The following is a 19108-nucleotide window of genomic DNA, read 5'->3' as shown; positions in this document are numbered from 1 at the left end:
GAATACTGGATGGGTAACTTCCCTGTATCACATATAACAAAGAGCCGTGTATGAATCGTGCTGACTTGAACAGTATAGAGAATGGAATGGCCGGCGTGGCTGTCCGTTCACAGAACATCTTTCATCACAACGGCAGAATAATCGTTGTTGGGCCAGTATCTAAAGCCTGTCAGGAGGGCTGCTATGTCTGCTAACCATGCTGCGTTTAATCTGATATTTCGCTTTGTAGAAAATTATATAAGCCCTGTCGCCGGGCGAATCTCGTCGCAGCGCCACGTGATGGCTATCCGTGACGGTTTCATCTCGGCAATGCCGTTTATGATTGTCGGGTCATTCCTGCTGGTCTTTGCCTACCCGCCGTTTTCGCCTGATACCACCTGGGGGTTTGCACGCGCCTGGCTGGATTTGGCGAAAGAGTTTGAAGGGCGGATTCTGACGCCGTTTGATATGACGATGGGCATTATGTCTATCTACATTTGCGCCGCGATCTCTTATAACCTCGGCAAGCATTATGAGAAGACCCATCAGCTCGATCCCTTCATGTGCAGCATGTTGTCCATTATGGCTTTTCTGCTGGTGGCGGCGCCAAAAACGAACGGCACCCTGCCGGTCGATAGCCTCGGCGGTACGGGGATTTTTACGGCGATTCTGGTGGCCGTGTACTGCGTTGAAATGATGCGTTTCCTGAAGGCGCACAATATCGGTATTCGCCTGCCGGATCAGGTGCCGCCGATGATCAAAAACTCCTTTGATCTGCTCATTCCGGTGCTGGTGGTGGTGTTGACGCTCTATCCGCTCAGCCTGTTTATTCAGCACCATTTTGACATGCTTATTCCGCAGGCCATCATGGCCATCTTTAAACCCCTGGTATCCGCAGCGGACTCGCTGCCGGCGATTTTACTGGCGGTGCTGATCGGCCATCTGCTGTGGTTCGCCGGGATCCACGGCGCGGCGATTGTCTCTGGCATGCTGCAAATGTTCTGGCTGACTAACCTCGGGATGAACCAGCAGGCGCTGGCTCAGGGCGCGCCGCTGCCGCATATCTTTATGGAGGCGTTCTGGACCTTCTTTATTGTTATCGGGGGGTCTGGCGCCACAATGGGCCTGGTCTTCTGCTATCTGCGCAGCCGGTCGGCGCATCTGCGTTCAATCGGTCGGCTGAGCGTCGTGCCAAGCCTGTTTAATATTAACGAGCCGGTTATTTTCGGCACGCCTATCGTCATGAACCCGGTCTTCTTTATTCCGTTCCTGCTGGCACCGATGGTTAACGCCGTATTGGCCTGGGCGGCGATGAAGCTGGATCTGATTGGACGAGTGATTTCAGTTGTACCGTGGACGGCTCCGGCGCCCATTGGCGGCGCGTGGGCATTGGGCTGGGATTTCCGGGCGGCAATTCTGGTGGTTATTCTGGCCTGCGTCTCCGCGATTATCTACTTCCCGTTCTTTAAGGTGTATGAGAAACAGCTGTTGGCGCAGGAGGCTGAAGAGGCTCAGCGTCTGGAAGAAGAGAGTCAGCAGACAGCATAAGATAACCGGCGGGCGGCCCGAATGCCGCCCGCCGTGAATGGCATTATTTCAGCGTGCAGTCTCCGCACTGAAGAACGTCTGGCAGACGATTACGTTGACAGCAGGTGCGGCGCACCAGCAATCCTTCCCGCAAAATCACCGTTCGCCACAGCGGATTGTCCTGGCCATCAGCAAACTGCTTTTCAAAGAAGCAGTGTTGACGCAGGGCGGCAACCTGTTCGTCCCCCAGCAGCGCTTTCATTTCTCCCAGATACCAGTTGATCAGATAGCCGGTATTACTCCAGATAAGCTTGCCATTGATATCACCGGTCGCTTCCAGCGCCTGTACCACCGGCAGCAGGGCGTGGGTCACCAGCGTTTCCATACGCGTTTGCGGCGAATGGGGTCTGGCGGAGGAGTCTGCTTTGACATCGATCCAGAAGCAGGCCGCGCGGCCCGTTTCATGAAATTCAACGCGAAAACGCTCCGGGGCAACACTGATGGCGGTCTCTTCACTCAGCAGCGCCAGCATCAGCGGTGGCACTAGCAGGCCGATATACCATTGCGCCCAAAGTGAGAGCAGCGGTTTCTGTTCACGTGGCATCGTCGGCTGGTTGCGATAGATATGATCGGACCAGGTTGCCAGCAGAGAGCTGAGTACCGTGGGCGTTGACCATTCTGCGAGCGTCAATGCGCAAGACGGGGCCTCTTCATCAAGGCGAAGAAAATCCAGCAGATGGGGACGAAGGGTGGTGATTTTTTCCCGAATCGCATTCGCCAACGCATCTTCGGCCGGCAGCAACGGAGCCTGCCAGATGATGTCATTGCGGAATGAAACAGAACGGTAAGCCATCAAATCGCCAGATATGAATCTAAATGATAATGATTAGTGATACTAGTTAGTTGTCCGGGCGATGGCAAGATATTTGTCTGCGTCGCGTGCGCTGTACCACGCGGCGGCGGGATCAGCTGGCGAGGATAATGTTGCGTCCCTGGCCCTTTGCTTCATAGAGCGCCGTATCGGCTCTTTTCAGGGCGCCATCAATATCGGAGTCCATGAGGGGCGTCATGCCAATACTAATGGTGACATTGGTGGCGACGCTTTCATTAAACATATGGGGAATTTTCAAATCGTAAACCTGCTGGCGGATACGCTCGGCGGCCAGCGAAGCCGCTTCCGCCGTGCTGTTTGTTAACAGCACCATAAACTCTTCACCGCCAAAGCGCGCGACGATATCACGCGATCGTACGGCATTGCGAATCGCAGCGGAGACCTGAATCAATGCCTGATCGCCCATCATATGACCATAGTGGTCGTTGTAGGCTTTAAAGTGGTCAATATCCAGCAGCAGCACATGATGGTCACTGTCACTCACCGCCAGAAGGGTATCCAGGCGGTTCTGCAGGCCGCGCCGGTTATATAAACCGGTGAGAGGGTCCAGCATACTCAGATCGTTCAGGGTGTTGCGTTCCTGCAGTAATTTATCCATCAGCCCCTGGGTGAAGGCATCGCTGCGTTTTTGAATGATGCTCTGCAACATAATGCCGGCAATGGGGAGCGTGAGGCAATACAACATACGTAACCACTGTTCACCTTCGGCAAGAAACAGACAGGCAATAAACGTGGGTAAAGAGTGCAGGGTAAAGGCAATGATATTATTGGGGAATGCGATAGCGCCAATAAACAATATGCTTAATAACGCAATGACCAGAAAGTTAAAATGAGGCACCGGCAGTAACAATGCTTTTTCCGTTATATGCGACGCCCACAGCACACCAAATATCAGAGAAATAAAAGGAATACTTATTTTACGCCGTGAAAATTTCCAGTGCCATAGCGCCAGGGCGGCGCTGAGTATAACGATCAGGGCGCAGGGAAAGGTAAAGCTGACGGGGGTATAGAGCGGACTGATTAGCGAGAAAACCGCAGAAATAAAATTCAGCAGCAAAAAGAGCCGTAAGGAATATTGATATTTTTTATCATAATGTTTTTGCCAGGATTGTGCAGTCATATTGGGCGTGTCGTTATTAGTCATTAAATTTCAAAATGATGGCTGCCAAAAATGAACGATAAAAAGCACTGCACACAGTGCGGTTTTTTGCGAAATAATCAAATATTTTAATACATTACTACGGCGCGTTTAATTTATCACCTTCACCAATCTATGTCATCAGGCCGAACGTAAAGAACGAAATATCCTGATGGGCAAAACATGACAAATGATAAACGCTATCATATGATATTGGTTATCATTATCGATTGGAAAGGTGAGAACATGTTGCAGCGAGCTTTGGGCAGTGGATGGGCAGTGCTGTTGCCTGGGATACTGGTTGCTGTACTGGGAGGGGCTGGCCTGTCGGTAGATGCCTGGCGTGGGCTGATCGCGGTCGGTCTATTGATGACGGCATTGATGATCTGGCACCGGCGTTTACGGCATTTCGTACTGTTGCCGTCATGCGTAGCGTTAATCAGTGGAATGATGCTGATGGCGTTGAATTTGAAGCTGATGGGGTAATACAGAGAAGGGTAAGAATATTGGTGCGAGGGGGGGGACTTGAACCCCCACGTCCGTAAGGACACTAACACCTGAAGCTAGCGCGTCTACCAATTCCGCCACCTTCGCACAGTATTCTTAATTTTTGATATCGCCTCGTTGGTGCGAGGGGGGGGACTTGAACCCCCACGTCCGTAAGAACACTAACACCTGAAGCTAGCGCGTCTACCAATTCCGCCACCTTCGCACAGTGCGAGCGATATCTGCGTGGTTTATGGTGCGAGGGGGGGGACTTGAACCCCCACGTCCGTAAGGACACTAACACCTGAAGCTAGCGCGTCTACCAATTCCGCCACCTTCGCATACCATCGACACTATGAAAGTATCGTTACCACGGAGGCGCATTCTAGTGGTTTTCAGCTATACGTCAATAGTTAATTGTGTGGCCTGGATTGATTGTTGCAAAAATGGTCGAATTTGAGGGGGGAACCGGCGGCGGGGTTGCCCTGCCGCCGGAGAAGATGAAAATTATTTTTTCGCCTGGCGGGTCATGACGGTACGGTAAACTTTAAAGCGACCGGTTTGGGCAATCACTTCATGGAAGCCGAAGACTTCATCCAGCACATCCGGATACGGCAGGAAGGCGTTGGCGACAATACGCAGCTCCCCGCCGCTGTTCAGATGACGGACCGCGCCGCGAATCAGCGTTTGCGCAGCTTCCTGGCTGGTCTGCAGGCCATCGTGGAACGGTGGGTTGGAGATAATCATGTCGAAACGACCGTTCACCTCGGAGAACACATTGCTGGCGAACACGTCACCTTCAATGCCGTTGGCAGCGAGCGTTGCGCGGCTCGCTTCGACCGCCGGCGCGCTGACGTCGCAGAGCGTCAGGCGGACCTTCGGCGAGTGGCTGGCCAGGACGGTCGCCAGCACGCCTGCGCCGCAGCCGACATCGAGCACTTTACCTTTGGTGTGCGGCGTCAGCGTTGAGAGCAGCAGCTGGCTGCCAATATCCAGTCCGTCACGGCTGAATACGCCTGGCAGCGTTTTAATGGTCAGATTTTCCAGCGGGTATTCGCCCCAGTACTGCTGCGGATCGAACGTCGGCTGTTTTTCCAGACGCCCGTGATACAGCCCGCAGCGACGTGCGCTGTCCACTTTCGTCAGAGGGACATATTCGGCCAGCATCTGTTCGGCGCTGCGAACGCCGCTGCGGTTTTCCCCGACGACGAAAACGTCAATGCCGACCGGTAGCAGCGACAGCAGGTTCATCAGTTGAAACTGCGCTTCCGGTTTGTTCTTGGGCCAGTAGTAAATCAGCGTGTCGCAATCGGCAACGTCGCTGGCTTCGGCGACCAGACTAAAACGTACGTTTTCGCCCATCTGGCCGTTCAGGACTTGCCAGTGGTGAAACTGCTGGGTGTGGGCGCGGCTGGCCGCGGTGTCCAGACGTGCGGGCAGGTCATCCTGCAGGTCACCGGCAAACAGAACGCGTGCGGGTTCGAAATCATCACTGTGGCGCAGCAAGACTTCACTTGCCGGGGTAAAAGCAGACATGAAACACTCCTTCATTAAGACTGGCGCCGATTATACACGTTATCCAGAATGCTGCCTCTTTGTTGGCGCTGCTGGCGCCGCCTGCGCGCGGATAACGCTATACGCCTCACCTCTGAGCGAGCGGCGGGCGCGTCGTTCGTAGTTTGTTGGCGCAGATAAGCGGGATTTGCTATATTGCGCGCTTAATTAACAGGAGTGTTTTGCTATGACTTCCCGACGAGAGTGGCAATTACAGCAGCTGGGTATCACCCGGTGGTCGCTGCGTCGCCCCGGGGCGTTACAGGGTGAAATCGCTATCTCGCTTCCAGGGCATATTCGTTTGGTGATGGTGGCAGAAAACCCGCCGTCGCTGACTGAACCGCTCATCAGCGATATTCTACGTGCTTTGGCGCTGTCGCCGGATCAGGTACTGCAACTCACGCCGGATCGCGTGGCTATGTTGCCGCAGGATAGCCGCTGCAACAGCTGGCGGCTGGGTACTGACGCACCGTTACTGCTGGCGGGCGCGCAGGTTTCGACGCCCGCTTTTGATGAACTCCAGACCAGCGCGCCTGCCCGTATGGCGCTCTGGCAACAAATCTGCGCTCATGAACACGATTTCTACCCTCAACACGGCTGATTTGCCCCGTGCCTGGCAAATAGAACAACGCGCCCACGCTTTTCCGTGGAGCGAACAAACCTTTGCCAGCAATCAGGGGGAACGTTATCTCAACCTTCAACTAACGGTTGATGGCGAGATGGCGGCCTTCGCGATTACGCAAATTATCCTCGATGAAGCGACGCTGTTTAACATCGCCGTCGACCCGGCTTTTCAGCGGCGTGGCCTTGGGCGAGCGCTGCTGGAGCAGGTGATTGATGAGGTCGAGAAACGCGGGGTCGCAACGCTGTGGCTGGAAGTGCGTGCGTCGAACGTAGCCGCTATCGCACTTTACGAGAGCTTAGGTTTTAACGAGGCAACCATTCGTCGCAACTATTATCCCACGGCCGACGGGCGTGAGGATGCGATCATAATGGCGTTGCCAGTCAGTATGTAACGGCCTGTTCGCCAGGCTTTTTTAAGGGTAAGTCTGACGCTGTGCTGTTCAGACCTGCTGTAACAAGACGCCTGTGTGGCGGGCAATGACAGGGTGATACGATGAAGTGGGACTGGATTTTCTTTGATGCCGATGAAACGCTGTTTACATTTGATTCTTTTACCGGTCTGCAGCGAATGTTTCTCGACTATAGCGTGACCTTTAGCGCTGAAGATTTTCAGGACTATCAGGCCGTGAACAAACCCCTGTGGGTGGACTATCAAAACGGCACGATCACTGCGCTGCAGCTGCAACATCAGCGTTTTAATAGCTGGGCGGAGCGCCTCAGCGTGCCGCCGGGCGAACTCAACGACGCCTTTATGAATGCGATGGCCGAGATCTGCTCGCCGCTGCCTGGGGCGATATCGCTGCTGAATGCGCTGCAGGGGAAGGTGAAGATGGGGATCATCACCAACGGGTTTACCTCGCTGCAGCAGATTCGTCTGGAACGCACCGGCTTACGCGATCACTTTGATTTATTGATTATTTCTGAAGAGGTCGGCGTGGCGAAGCCGGACGCGCGCATTTTTGAATACGCGCTGGCGCAGGCGGGTCATCCCGATCGTTCCCGCGTGCTGATGGTCGGCGATACGGCAGAGTCCGATATCCGCGGCGGGGTGAATGCCGGCCTTGCCACCTGCTGGCTGAATGCCCATCAGCGTGAATTGCCTGCCGATCTTCACCCCGACTGGACGGTGACCTCTTTAAGCGACCTGGAGCAGCTCCTGTGTAAACACTGATTGCCTCCCCCCCATTGATGGGTAAAATAGCCGCAATTTTTCGTATTCCACATGCGTGGCCGGTTGCCGCGTTTACTAAGAAGAATCAATTATGACGTTGTCTCCTTATCTGCAAGAGGTGGCCAAACGCCGCACTTTTGCCATTATCTCTCACCCGGATGCCGGTAAAACGACCATCACCGAGAAGGTATTACTGTTCGGACAGGCGATTCAGACCGCCGGTACCGTTAAAGGCCGTGGTTCCAGCCAGCATGCAAAATCAGACTGGATGGAGATGGAAAAACAGCGTGGTATCTCCATTACCACGTCGGTGATGCAGTTCCCGTATCACAACAGCCTGGTTAACCTGCTGGATACCCCGGGCCACGAAGACTTCTCCGAAGATACCTACCGTACCCTGACGGCGGTGGACTGCTGTCTGATGGTCATCGATGCGGCAAAAGGCGTTGAAGATCGTACCCGTAAGCTGATGGAAGTTACCCGTCTGCGCGATACGCCGATCCTGACGTTCATGAACAAACTCGACCGTGATATCCGCGATCCGATGGAGCTGCTGGATGAGGTGGAGAACGAACTGCGTATTGCCTGCGCGCCGATCACCTGGCCGATTGGCTGCGGTAAGCTGTTTAAGGGCGTGTACCATCTCTACAAAGATGAGACCTATCTCTATCAGACCGGTAAGGGCCACACGATTCAGGAAGTGCGGATCGTGAAAGGGTTGAATAACCCGGATCTCGATCTGGCCGTCGGCGAAGATCTGGCGCAGCAGCTGCGCGATGAGCTGGAGCTGGTACAGGGCGCTTCAAACGAGTTTGATAAAGATCTGTTCCTCGCCGGCGAAATCACCCCGGTCTTCTTTGGTACGGCCTTAGGTAACTTCGGCGTGGATCATATGCTGGATGGCCTGGTTGAGTGGGCGCCGGCGCCGATGCCGCGTAAAACCGATACCCGTGAAGTGACGGCGGAAGAAGAGAAATTTACCGGTTTCGTCTTTAAAATTCAGGCCAACATGGATCCGAAACACCGTGACCGCGTGGCCTTTATGCGCGTGGTGTCCGGTAAGTATGAGAAGGGCATGAAGCTGCGTCAGGTCCGTACGGGCAAAGACGTGGTGATTTCCGATGCGCTGACCTTTATGGCCGGCGACCGTTCTCATGTGGAAGAGGCCTGGCCGGGCGATATTATCGGTCTGCACAACCACGGCACGATTCAGATCGGCGACACCTTCACCCAGGGCGAGATGATGAAGTTCACCGGTATCCCGAACTTCGCACCGGAGCTATTCCGCCGTATTCGCCTGAAGGATCCGCTGAAGCAGAAACAGCTGCTGAAAGGGCTGGTACAGCTTTCTGAAGAGGGCGCGGTACAGGTCTTCCGTCCGATCGCCAATAACGATCTTATTGTCGGCGCGGTCGGTGTGCTGCAGTTTGATGTGGTCGTGGCTCGTCTGAAGAGTGAATACAACGTTGAAGCGATTTACGAATCGGTGAACGTGGCGACCGCGCGTTGGGTGGAATCCACCGACGTGAAAAAATTTGAGGAATTTAAGCGTAAAAACGAAATTCAGCTGGCCCTCGATGGCGGTGATAATCTGACATATATCGCGCCAACTATGGTTAACCTGAACCTGACGCAGGAACGCTATCCTGACGTTCTGTTCCGTAAAACTCGCGAGCACTAATCCCTTCCGGAGCGCGGCTCTCACCGCGCTCCACGCTATTTTTTCGTCGTTTCCCGCGTTATAGAAAGTTCTTAAAGATCCCCGTCAGCGTGACTTTTTGTACATATTTTCCGTCTCTTTCATGACCTTCTACTATATTTAATAAGTAATTTTTAAGATTCTGGCTTAATAAGCTACTTATTTTGCTTTAGCGATATAGAAATAACGAGGACAGAGAGATGACAAGACTAAAGGATGCCGGGACGTTGCTGGCTCTCTTCTTAGGCTCAGCCATGATAAGCGCCTCGGCATATGCAGAAAATCCGCCGACGAACAGCGCACAATCGGTTGCCACCAGCGCCGGTCAGGCCGTCGACAGCTCGCTGAATAAAGTCGGCGATTTTATGGATGACAGCACCATCACCGCCAGAGTGAAAGCGGCGCTGATTGACGATAAAAATATTCGCAGCAGCGATATCTCTGTGAAAACTGAGAATAAAGTGGTGACACTGAGCGGCTCGGTTGACAGCGCGGAGCAAAAAGATCTGGCGGTGAACGCCGCGAAAACGGTCAAAGGCGTCACCACCGTGAATGACCAGTTGAACGTGGTCGCAGAGAAGTCTGCCAGCCTGGAAGGGTACGCGGGCGATACGGCCATTACCAGTCAAGTTAAAGCCAAACTGTTGGCGGATGACATTGTGCCGTCGCGAAAGGTAACGGTTGAGACCCGTGGCGGGACCGTACATTTATCCGGAACCGTTGATTCACGTCAGCAGGCGGATCGCGCGGCAGACATTGCCAAAGCCGTTTCTGGTGTTAAAAACGTAGAAAATAATCTCAGCGTTAAATAAACCCATTCATTTAATAACGTTATTTCCCGCTAACTATTCAACTCTTTGAATTATGCGTTGAATGACATGCGGGAGGTAAACAAATGAATCCTCTGGCGCTTATTCAGGTCATTTTATCGAGGAACACGGGCATCGCCCGACCACCAGCAATTCGACGTATGACGAGTGAAGAAAAAGAGCATGACAGGGTTGATTTATGCGCGGCCTGAGCGCGCAGAAAAGCGACCGTTATCCACTATGGTAAGGAGCACATTATGTTTCGATGGGGCATTATTTTTCTGGTCATTGCACTGATTGCCGCCGCGTTAGGATTTGGTAGCCTGGCGGGTACGGCTGCCTGGGCTGCAAAAATCGTCTTTGTCGTCGGTATTATTCTGTTCCTGGTTAGCCTGTTTACCGGGCGCCGGCGCCCATAGAAAGCGGTCTTTCCCTGCCGCGCAAGACGCGAAAGGCGTTTTAATGACATAGCGTTTTACATAAAGCCAGTCCTCAGGACTGGCTTTCGTGGTTTCAGGGGGGTAATAATTGCAGGACGGCGCGGCGATGGACGTCAGGATTTCAGATCCCTTGCGGGCGGTGAATGCCGCCCGACGGGCCGGGAGCGCCGGGGGGAGACCCTACCGAATGATTTTGGGCTGGTACAATAAAACATAACAGGAAAGCAGGGTGGGACATCGAATTCCCGTAACGCTTGGCAACATTGCGCCGTTGTCTGTCAAACCATTTCTTCCGGGCAAGCTTGGCCTGGTGTGCGAGGGTGGCGGTCAGCGAGGTATTTTTACCGCCGGAGTACTGGATGAGTTTATGCGCGCGGGATTCAACCCCTTTGACATTATGCTGGGGACATCCGCCGGGGCGCAGAACCTGTCGGCCTACATGTGTAACCAGCAGGGCTACGCCCGCAAGGTCATCACCCGTTACACCACGGCCCGGGAATTTTTCGATCCTATGCGTTTTGTCCGCGGCGGTAATCTCATCGATCTTGACTGGCTGGTGGAGACCACGGCGCAAAAAATGCCGCTGGCGATGAGCTATGCGGAGGAGCAGTTCGCCCTGGGGAAAGAGCTGTGGATGTGCGCCTGCCGGGGCGATGATTATACGCCAGACTATTTTGCTCCCACCCAGACCACGTGGCTCGATCTGATCCGCGCCTCCAGCGCGATCCCCGGTTTCTATCGCAGCGGCGTCATGCTGGACGGCATCAGCTATCTGGATGGCGGCGTCAGCGATGCGATTCCCGTACAGGAGGCGGCCCGACGCGGGGCGCAAACCATCGTGGTTATCCGTACGGTGCCTTCGCAGATGTTCTATACCCCGCAGTGGTTTAAGCGAATGGAGCGCTGGCTGGGGGAAAGCAGCCTGCAGCCGTTTGTGAACCTGGTCCAGCATCACGAGGCCACCTATCGCACTACCCAACAGTTTATTGAGAAGCCGCCGGGTAAGCTGCGCATCCTGGAAATTTATCCGCAGAAACCGCTTAAAAGTATGGCGCTGGGAAGCCGTTTACCGGCGCTGCTGGAAGACTACAAGACCGGGCGACAGTGCGGACGTTATTTCCTCGCGACGGTCGGCAAAATGCTGGCCGACCGTCCACCGCTGGTGCGTCATCTGCCGCGAGTCACGCAGCCGGCCTCGGTTGTGGTGCCGGCGGCTTCCGTCGCCAACGATTCTCACCCGGCCACTTTCGTGACCGCCCCGCAGGCTAATGATGCCAGCTTTGATAACGAGGATCTGGCATGACGTGGACGTTTATCGATACGCATTGTCATTTTGATTTCCCGCCCTTCGCCGGCCATGCCGCCGAGAGTCTTGCCCGGGCGGCGCAAGCCGGGGTGACGCAGATAATTGTTCCGGCCATTGAAGCGGAAAATTTCCCCCGCGTATTAGCGCTGGCGGAGCAGCATGAAGCGATTTATGCCGCCGTGGGACTGCATCCCATTGCGATCGAGCGGCATGATGAGCGCAGTCTTGAGCGCCTGGAGGAGTGCCTGCGCCAACGCCACCGAAAGCTGGTCGCGGTGGGGGAGACGGGGCTCGATCTGTATCGTGACGATCCGCAGTTTGAGCGCCAGCAGGTCATGCTGGAAGCGCAGCTGCGGCTGGCGAAGCGTTACGATCTGCCGGTGATTCTGCACTCCCGACGTACTCACGATAAGCTGGCGATGCTGCTGAAAAAACATGCCCTGCCGAGAACCGGCGTGGTGCATGGTTTCGCGGGAAGCCTGCAGCAAGCGGAACGTTTCGTTCAGGCAGGTTATAAAATTGGCGTCGGCGGAACCATAACCTACCCACGCGCCAGTAAAACGCGTGATGTCATGGCGCGTCTACCGCTATCGGCACTGCTGCTGGAGACGGATGCGCCGGATATGCCGCTCAATGGTTTTCAGGGGCAGCCAAATCGGCCCGAGCAGGTGGCCCGTGTCTTTGCCTCGCTATGTGAACTGCGACAGGAACCTGCGGATGTCATTGCCAATACGTTGATTCACAATACGAAAGCGTTGTTCTGTGCCCTGTGACGTCCCACTCTCAGTGATGACGCTCGTGCGTCAGCCGCGGTGAAGAGGCTGCGGCTTCATCGCCGGTATTCCCGGATACCTCCCTTTCTCACTCCTCTGTGGATGTTATAATTCCATCATTTCCTGTTTTTAGTAACTTACTTATTTTTCAGTGATTATTGCCTGTTTTTCAATTTTTAGCACAAAATGCACTCGCTGCTGTCGAGGTGTCCTGTGGTTTTATGTTATTATATTAACATTCAGTTGCGTCTGCGGATTTTGATTATGCTTAAAGTAAACATGGCGTTTTGCAGCGCAATACTGCACTCGTAAAGGTGACTTGCGTCACATTACAGTAATGCAAATTCTCTATGAGTTTTCATTAACTGTGATGAATGTCGAAGTGTAACGGCGAGGTGATGTTACAATAGTAACAGACTCGCAAGGTGAACAAACTATTGAACCGGCAATAAGCCGTCGGAGTGTAAAATGACTGATTTATCTGCAAGCAGCCTGCGCGCGTTGAAACTGATGGACCTGACCACGCTGAATGACGATGACACCAATGAAAAGGTGATCGCTCTGTGCCATCAGGCAAAAACGCCGGTAGGGAATACAGCGGCTATCTGCATCTATCCGCGCTTTATCCCGATCGCGCGTAAAACGCTGAACGCGCAAGGCACCCCGGATATCCGTATCGCCACGGTCACCAACTTCCCGCATGGTAACGATGATATCGATATCGCGCTGGCGGAAACCCGTGCGGCTATCGCTTATGGCGCGGACGAAGTTGACGTGGTATTCCCGTACCGCGCGCTGATCGCGGGTAACGAGCAGGTCGGATTCGATCTGGTGAAGGCCTGTAAAGAGGCTTGCGCGGCGGCCAACGTGCTGTTGAAAGTGATCATCGAAACCGGTGAGCTGAAAGAAGAAGCGTTAATTCGTAAAGCTTCTGAAATTTCTATTAAAGCCGGGGCGGATTTCATCAAAACCTCGACCGGTAAAGTCCCGGTAAACGCGACGCCGGAAAGCGCACGTATCATGCTGGAAGTGATCCGCGATATGGGCGTACAGAAAACCGTTGGCTTTAAGCCTGCGGGCGGCGTCCGCAGCGCTGAAGATGCGCAGCAGTTCCTGGCCATTGCCGATGAACTGTTCGGTGCCGACTGGGCGGATTCTCGCCACTATCGTTTCGGCGCATCCAGCCTGCTGGCAAGCCTGCTGAAAGCGCTGGGGCACGGCGACGGTAAGAGCGCCAGCAGCTACTAAGGCGTCACGGTGACAAAACCGTAGCCCGGATGAGGCGCAGCTGCGCCGACGCCGGGAGATTCCCGGCGTCGCGACGCTCGGCCGGGCTACAGGAACTTAGCGCGGGCGCAGATAACGCCGCCCGCCGAATTTGACCTTATTCCTCAGGGGGTTACCTTGTTTCTCGCACAAGAAATTATTCGTAAAAAACGTGACGGCCATGCGCTGAGCGATGACGAAATTCGCTTTTTCATCAACGGGATCCGTGATAACACCGTTTCTGAAGGGCAGATCGCGGCGCTGGCGATGACCATCTTTTTCCACGATATGTCTATGCCAGAACGCGTCTCGTTAACCATGGCAATGCGGGATTCAGGAACCGTTCTGGACTGGAAAAGCCTCAATCTGAACGGCCCGATTGTCGATAAACACTCTACCGGCGGCGTGGGCGATGTGACTTCGCTGATGCTTGGCCCGATGGTTGCCGCCTGCGGCGGCTATGTGCCGATGATCTCCGGGCGCGGCCTCGGTCATACCGGCGGCACCCTCGACAAACTGGAAGCCATTCCGGGTTTCGATATTTTCCCGGATGACGCCCGTTTCCGCGGCATTATTAAAGATGTTGGCGTCGCCATCATCGGGCAGACCAGTTCGCTGGCCCCTGCCGACAAACGTTTCTATGCCACCCGCGATATTACCGCGACGGTGGATTCCATCCCGCTCATCACCGCCTCGATTCTGGCGAAAAAACTGGCGGAAGGCCTGGATGCGCTGGTGATGGACGTTAAAGTAGGCAGCGGCGCCTTTATGCCGACCTACGAACTCTCCGCAGCGCTTGCCGAAGCGATCGTTGGCGTTTCCAACGGTGCCGGCGTGCGGACTACCGCGCTGCTGACCGATATGAACCAGGTGCTGGCATCCAGCGCCGGGAACGCCGTCGAAGTCCGTGAAGCGGTTCGCTTCCTGACCGGCGAATACCGCAATCCGCGTCTGTTTGATGTGACCATGGCGCTGTGCGTGGAAATGCTGATTTCCGGCAAGCTGGCCCAGGATGACGCCGACGCACGGGCGAAACTGCAGGCGGTGCTGGATAACGGCAAAGCGGCGGAACTCTTTGGCCGCATGGTTGCCGCCCAAAAAGGGCCGACCGATTTCGTCGAGAACTACGATAACTATCTGCCTACCGCGATGCTGAGCAAAGCGGTCTACGCTGATGGTGAAGGATTTGTCGCTGAAATGGACACCCGGGCGCTGGGTATGGCGGTGGTGTCGATGGGCGGCGGTCGTCGCCAGGCGTCCGATCCGATTGACTATAGCGTCGGCTTTACCGACATGGCGCGCCTGGGTGACAGCGTTGACGGACAGCGTCCGCTCGCGGTTATCCACGCTAAAGACGAAGCCAGCTGGCAGGAAGCGGCGAAAGCCGTCAAAGCGGCAATTAAACTGGACGATAAGGCGCCGAAAGAAACCCTGACGGTCTATCGCCGAATCACCGAATAACGGTATACTGATCTGATCGCTTTTTTGCAGCGCAAAAGGTACGGAGAATAATATGAAACGTGCATTTATCATGGTGCTGGACTCTTTCGGCATCGGTGCGACTGAAGATGCCGCTCGCTTTGGCGACGTCGGCTCAGACACTATGGGCCACATTGCTGAAGCCTGCGCTAAGGGCGAGGCTGACCATGGTCGCAAAGGCCCGCTGAATCTGCCTAATCTGACCCGTCTGGGGCTGGTCAAAGCTCACGAGGGCTCGACCGGCAAAATCGCTGCCGGGATGGACGCCAGTGCGGACGTCATTGGCGCATACGCCTGGGCGCATGAGCTCTCTTCCGGTAAAGATACGCCGTCCGGCCACTGGGAAATCGCCGGTGTACCGGTTCTGTTCGAATGGGGCTACTTCAGTGACCATCAGAACAGCTTCCCGCAGGAGCTGCTGGATAAACTGGTTAAACGTGCAAACCTGCCGGGCTATCTCGGTAACTGTCACTCCTCCGGGACGGTGATTCTGGATGAGCTTGGCGAAGAACATATGAAAACCGGCAAGCCGATTTTCTATACCTCCGCTGACTCCGTGTTCCAGATTGCCTGCCACGAAGAGACTTTTGGTCTGGATAAACTCTACGAGCTGTGCGAAATCGCCCGTGAGGAACTGACTGAAGGTGGCTACAACATTGGCCGCGTTATCGCGCGTCCGTTCGTGGGTGATAAACCGGGCCACTTCCAGCGTACCGGCAACCGTCACGATCTGGCCGTTGAACCGCCTGCGCCGACCGTGTTGCAAAAGCTGGTTGACGAGAAAGGCGGCCACGTGGTTTCCGTTGGGAAAATCGCAGACATCTATGCCAACTGCGGGATCACCAAAAAGGTGAAAGCGACCGGCCTCGATGCACTGTTTGACGCGACCATCAAAGAGATGAAAGAAGCGGGTGATAAGACCATCGTCTTCACTAACTTCGTGGACTTCGACTCTTCCTGGGGCCACCGTCGCGATATCGCCGGTTATGCGGCGGGTCTGGAACTGTTTGACCGTCGTCTACCGGAGCTGATGGAGCTGGTGGGTGAAGATGACATTCTGATCCTGACCGCTGACCACGGCTGTGACCCGAGCTGGCAGGGTACTGACCATACGCGTGAGCACATCCCGGTACTGGTCTACGGCCCGAAAGTTAAACCGGGCTCGCTGGGCCACCGTGAAACCTTCGCCGATATCGGCCAGACCCTGGCGAAATACTTTGGTACGTCCGACATGGAATATGGCAAGGCCATGTTCTAAGGTCATTGCCCGGTGGCGCTATGCTGACCGGGCCTACGGTTTTGTAGGCCGGGCAAGGCGCAGGCGCCGCCCGGCAAAAACAACAATATAAAAGGAACTGAAGATGGCAACTCCTCATATTAATGCAGAAATGGGTGATTTCGCTGACGTCGTGTTGATGCCGGGCGACCCGCTGCGCGCGAAGCACATCGCGGAAACTTTCCTTGAAGACGTGCGCGAAGTGAACAACGTGCGCGGCATGCTGGGCTTTACCGGTACCTATAAAGGCCGCAAGATCTCCGTCATGGGCCACGGTATGGGTATCCCGTCCTGCTCCATCTACACCAAAGAGCTGATCACCGATTTCGGCGTGAAGAAGATTATTCGCGTGGGCTCCTGCGGTGCGGTACGTGCTGATGTGAAACTGCGTGATGTGGTGATTGGCATGGGCGCGTGCACCGACTCCAAAGTCAACCGTCTGCGCTTTAAAGACCATGATTTCGCCGCTATCGCTGACTTCGGCATGGTGCGTAACGCGGTTGATGCTGCAAAAGCGCTGGGCGTTGATGCCCGCGTCGGTAACATCTTCTCCGCAGACCTGTTCTATACCCCGGATCCGTCCATGTTCGACGTGATGGAAAAATACGGCATCCTGGGCGTGGAAATGGAAGCCGCCGGTATCTACGGCGTAGCCGCGGAGTTCGGGGCGAAAGCGCTGACTATCTGCACCGTTTCCGATCATATTCGCACGCATGAACAGACGACTGCGGCTGAGCGTCAGACGACGTTCAACGATATGATCAAAATCGCGCTGGAATCCGTTCTGCTGGGCGATAAAGAGTAAAAGTTGTATGGCTATTGCCCGGTGGCGCTGCGCTTACCGGGCCTGGCAAACCGCGTAGAATCTGTAGGCCGGATAGGGCGTAACCGCTATTCTCGTGCTTACCGGGCCAACAAAATGGTGCCGAATCTGTAGGCCGGATAAGGCGTAGCCGCCATCCGGCTTTTTTATCAGCGCACCGCGCCGGCAATCCACCCCGACAGCTCCCGCAGCTCTTTCTCCTGCTCCGGGAAATCCACTATTAATGCTTCACACGCCTGCTGCAGCACGTCAGCCCGATACGGGCAGCCCTGCAATCGCGTAGCCAGCGCTTCCAGCGGTGCCGGATTGAGACTATCGGTAAAGACCTGCGTACGGGTGATATGGCCTTTCTCAACGTCGAAGTGCAGCTCAACCCCACCCCAGACAAAGCGCTCATCCAGCAGGTGGGAGAAGGCCGGCGCCTGACCAAAATTCCATGCCCAGCTGCTCTGGCGGGCGAAGGTCTCGGCAAAGTTCGGCAGATCCGGCGTCTTATCGGGCGAAATCACTTCCGCGGCGACGCGCTCGCCGTAGTAGGCGAAAAAGGCCTCTTCAATCGCCGAGCAGACCTGCTGGTGCGTAATACCCGGCAGCAGCTCAACCAGATTGGCCACCCGGCCGCGCACCGAGGTGATACCTTTCGCCTGCAGCTTCTTTTTATCCGGGTTGAGATAGTTTGCCAGACGACTTAAATCGGCATTCAACAGCAGCGTTCCGTGGTGAAAACCGCGGTCAAGGGTTTCGCGATAGGCTGAACCGGAGATTTTACGATCGCCTTCGGCTGTTTTGACGACCAGGTCATTGCGCCCGGAGGCTTCAGCCGCGACGCCCAGCGCCGCCAGCGCAGCCAGCACAATCCGGGTGGAGACGGTTTTATCGTACTCGGGTTTACCCGCCATGAAAGTAAAGCAGGTATTGCCGAGATCGTGGAATACCGCGCCGCCGCCGCTGCTGCGGCGGGCCAGGCGCACGTTATCTTCTTCCATCCGGCGGGTGTTGCACTCTTTCCACGGGTTTTGCGCCCGGCCAATGACCACCGTATCGGCGTTGCGCCACAGAAACAGCACGCGCTGGGTGGCGGGCATCTGGCGGAAAATACACTCTTCAACCGCAAGGTTGAACCAGGGATCCGTGGAGTCTGAGAGCAGCAGGCGTAGCGTCGACATCAGCGATTTCCTTATTCTTATTCATCTTTGTCTTCGTCCTGCACCGGCTTATTGGCAGTGAGCAGGAAGGGCGATTGCTGCCAGCGGGTGCGCTTGCCCTGCAGCAGCGTGCGGGTCAGCACCACGCCGATGGCCAGCGACAGCAGTAGCATCAGACGTAAAATATTGGTGGTATTATCCACCTGTTTCGCCTCGGTGGCTAACGTATGGGTATCCAGCGTCAGGCGCAGGTAGCCCAGCGGCCCGTTTTTACCCTGAATCGGCTCCACGATCTGCTGATTGAAGTAACCCCCCGCTTTTTTGCCGTCCAGCGCCAGCCTGTCGCGCACGTTGACCCCTTCGCCCGAGCGGGCGACCAGATCGCCCTGGTCATCATAGACTCCGGCATCGAGGACCCGGCTCTGGCGGGTGAGCAGCTCCAGCAGCTCACCGATCCGTTTTTCATCAGGGGTCTCGCTGCGCATCATTGGCGCCAGATTCAGCGTAACCTGCTGCGCAAGGGTGCGAGCCAGTTCTTCTAACTGTGGATTACGTTGCTTTTGGCTGTTCTGGCTGAACCACGACGCTCCCTGCATCAGGGCAACGAGAAGCGCGAGGCAGATAAGAACAATGACGGCGCGATGCAGTCGGAATTTCAGTTTTGCGCGTACCATATTCCACCTTTAATATTTACAGCTTAATGTTGCCAGAAGCGCTGGTT

At 55.2% G+C, this 19108-nt stretch carries 19 protein-coding genes and 3 tRNA genes; 14 read left to right on the top strand and 8 right to left on the bottom strand.

Going from position 1 to position 19108, the window contains the following annotated elements; translation table 11 throughout:
- The first annotated feature begins 183 nt into the window (after positions 1-183).
- Positions 184-1527, top strand: coding sequence for a PTS cellobiose transporter subunit IIC (locus Q1L34_RS22675; protein WP_004857629.1), 1344 nt, complete (start codon positions 184-186; stop codon positions 1525-1527).
- 43 nt (positions 1528-1570) lie between these two features.
- On the opposite strand, the gene fhuF is transcribed toward Q1L34_RS22675, so the two are convergent.
- Together fhuF and Q1L34_RS22665 are read right to left on the bottom strand one after the other, a co-directional pair.
- Positions 1571-2359 (bottom strand): siderophore-iron reductase FhuF, encoded by a 789-nt coding sequence (gene fhuF / locus Q1L34_RS22670; protein WP_004857631.1) that lies wholly within the window; start codon positions 2357-2359, stop codon positions 1571-1573.
- Positions 2360-2471: 112 nt separating this feature from the next.
- The gene (locus Q1L34_RS22665; RefSeq protein WP_015585190.1) at positions 2472-3518 is read right to left on the bottom strand and encodes a GGDEF domain-containing protein; all 1047 of its coding nucleotides are present in this window, start codon (positions 3516-3518) and stop codon (positions 2472-2474) included.
- Positions 3519-3782: 264 nt separating this feature from the next.
- Here Q1L34_RS22665 and Q1L34_RS22660 point away from each other — a divergent pair, with 264 nt between their 5' ends.
- Positions 3783-4022: a DUF1435 domain-containing protein gene (locus tag Q1L34_RS22660; protein WP_032716607.1), complete on the top strand. Its 240-nt coding sequence runs from the start codon at positions 3783-3785 to the stop codon at positions 4020-4022.
- Between the two features lie 21 nt (positions 4023-4043).
- On the opposite strand, the gene Q1L34_RS22655 is transcribed toward Q1L34_RS22660, so the two are convergent.
- The 4 genes from Q1L34_RS22655 to rsmC all read right to left on the bottom strand — a co-directional run bounded on the left by Q1L34_RS22655 (position 4044) and on the right by rsmC (position 5558).
- Positions 4044-4130: transfer RNA gene (locus Q1L34_RS22655), tRNA-Leu, on the bottom strand.
- Positions 4131-4161: 31 nt separating this feature from the next.
- Positions 4162-4248: transfer RNA gene (locus Q1L34_RS22650), tRNA-Leu, on the bottom strand.
- A 28-nt stretch (positions 4249-4276) separates the two neighbouring features.
- A tRNA-Leu gene (locus Q1L34_RS22645) sits at positions 4277-4363 on the bottom strand.
- A 166-nt stretch (positions 4364-4529) separates the two neighbouring features.
- A complete protein-coding gene (gene rsmC / locus Q1L34_RS22640) occupies positions 4530-5558 on the bottom strand; it encodes a 16S rRNA (guanine(1207)-N(2))-methyltransferase RsmC (RefSeq protein ID WP_032716531.1) in 1029 nt (342 codons plus the stop codon).
- Positions 5559-5763: 205 nt separating this feature from the next.
- Here rsmC and Q1L34_RS22635 point away from each other — a divergent pair, with 205 nt between their 5' ends.
- From Q1L34_RS22635 to deoD, 12 genes are all read left to right on the top strand, one after another.
- Complete coding sequence (locus Q1L34_RS22635; RefSeq protein ID WP_004857639.1) at positions 5764-6177, top strand: DNA polymerase III subunit psi; 414 nt, start codon at positions 5764-5766, stop codon at positions 6175-6177.
- A complete protein-coding gene (gene rimI / locus Q1L34_RS22630; RefSeq protein WP_054829012.1) occupies positions 6146-6592 on the top strand; it encodes a ribosomal protein S18-alanine N-acetyltransferase in 447 nt (148 codons plus the stop codon). Before Q1L34_RS22635 ends, rimI begins: the two co-directional genes overlap by 32 nt.
- 101 nt (positions 6593-6693) lie before the next feature.
- The gene (gene yjjG / locus Q1L34_RS22625; RefSeq protein ID WP_004857643.1) at positions 6694-7371 is read left to right on the top strand and encodes a pyrimidine 5'-nucleotidase; all 678 of its coding nucleotides are present in this window, start codon (positions 6694-6696) and stop codon (positions 7369-7371) included.
- Positions 7372-7462: 91 nt separating this feature from the next.
- The gene (gene prfC / locus Q1L34_RS22620) at positions 7463-9052 is read left to right on the top strand and encodes a peptide chain release factor 3 (RefSeq protein WP_004857644.1); all 1590 of its coding nucleotides are present in this window, start codon (positions 7463-7465) and stop codon (positions 9050-9052) included.
- Positions 9053-9270: 218 nt separating this feature from the next.
- Positions 9271-9882 (top strand): molecular chaperone OsmY, encoded by a 612-nt coding sequence (osmY, locus tag Q1L34_RS22615; RefSeq protein ID WP_327204291.1) that lies wholly within the window; start codon positions 9271-9273, stop codon positions 9880-9882.
- Between the two features lie 254 nt (positions 9883-10136).
- A complete protein-coding gene (locus Q1L34_RS22610; protein WP_004857650.1) occupies positions 10137-10298 on the top strand; it encodes a DUF1328 domain-containing protein in 162 nt (53 codons plus the stop codon).
- 250 nt (positions 10299-10548) lie between these two features.
- Positions 10549-11622 (top strand): patatin-like phospholipase family protein, encoded by a 1074-nt coding sequence (locus Q1L34_RS22605; protein WP_004857652.1) that lies wholly within the window; start codon positions 10549-10551, stop codon positions 11620-11622.
- Entirely contained in the window at positions 11619-12398 is a 780-nt protein-coding gene (locus tag Q1L34_RS22600) for a TatD family hydrolase (protein WP_327204290.1), read from the top strand. Before Q1L34_RS22605 ends, Q1L34_RS22600 begins: the two co-directional genes overlap by 4 nt.
- A 468-nt stretch (positions 12399-12866) precedes the next feature.
- On the top strand, positions 12867-13646 hold the full coding sequence (gene deoC / locus Q1L34_RS22595) for a deoxyribose-phosphate aldolase (RefSeq protein ID WP_004857657.1): 780 nt from the start codon (positions 12867-12869) through the stop codon (positions 13644-13646).
- Positions 13647-13802: 156 nt separating this feature from the next.
- Positions 13803-15125, top strand: coding sequence for a thymidine phosphorylase (gene deoA, locus Q1L34_RS22590; protein WP_327204289.1), 1323 nt, complete (start codon positions 13803-13805; stop codon positions 15123-15125).
- A 52-nt stretch (positions 15126-15177) separates the two neighbouring features.
- Positions 15178-16401 carry a phosphopentomutase gene (deoB, locus tag Q1L34_RS22585; protein ID WP_004857660.1) on the top strand — a complete coding sequence of 408 codons (1224 nt, stop codon included), beginning with the start codon at positions 15178-15180 and terminating at the stop codon, positions 16399-16401.
- Between the two features lie 103 nt (positions 16402-16504).
- Complete coding sequence (gene deoD, locus Q1L34_RS22580; RefSeq protein ID WP_004857662.1) at positions 16505-17224, top strand: purine-nucleoside phosphorylase; 720 nt, start codon at positions 16505-16507, stop codon at positions 17222-17224.
- Positions 17225-17391: 167 nt separating this feature from the next.
- Here deoD and lplA read toward each other — a convergent pair whose 3' ends face one another.
- On the bottom strand, positions 17392-18408 hold the full coding sequence (lplA, locus tag Q1L34_RS22575) for a lipoate--protein ligase (protein WP_004857664.1): 1017 nt from the start codon (positions 18406-18408) through the stop codon (positions 17392-17394).
- A 17-nt stretch (positions 18409-18425) separates the two neighbouring features.
- Complete coding sequence (locus tag Q1L34_RS22570; RefSeq protein ID WP_004857667.1) at positions 18426-19061, bottom strand: YtjB family periplasmic protein; 636 nt, start codon at positions 19059-19061, stop codon at positions 18426-18428.
- Positions 19062-19108 lie beyond the last annotated feature (47 nt).

This window comes from Klebsiella ornithinolytica, from assembly GCF_030505655.1.
GTDB lineage: Bacteria > Pseudomonadota > Gammaproteobacteria > Enterobacterales > Enterobacteriaceae > Klebsiella > Klebsiella ornithinolytica.
Note: the sequence above shows the minus strand (reverse complement) of the source record. Positions and strands in the feature narration are given on the sequence as shown.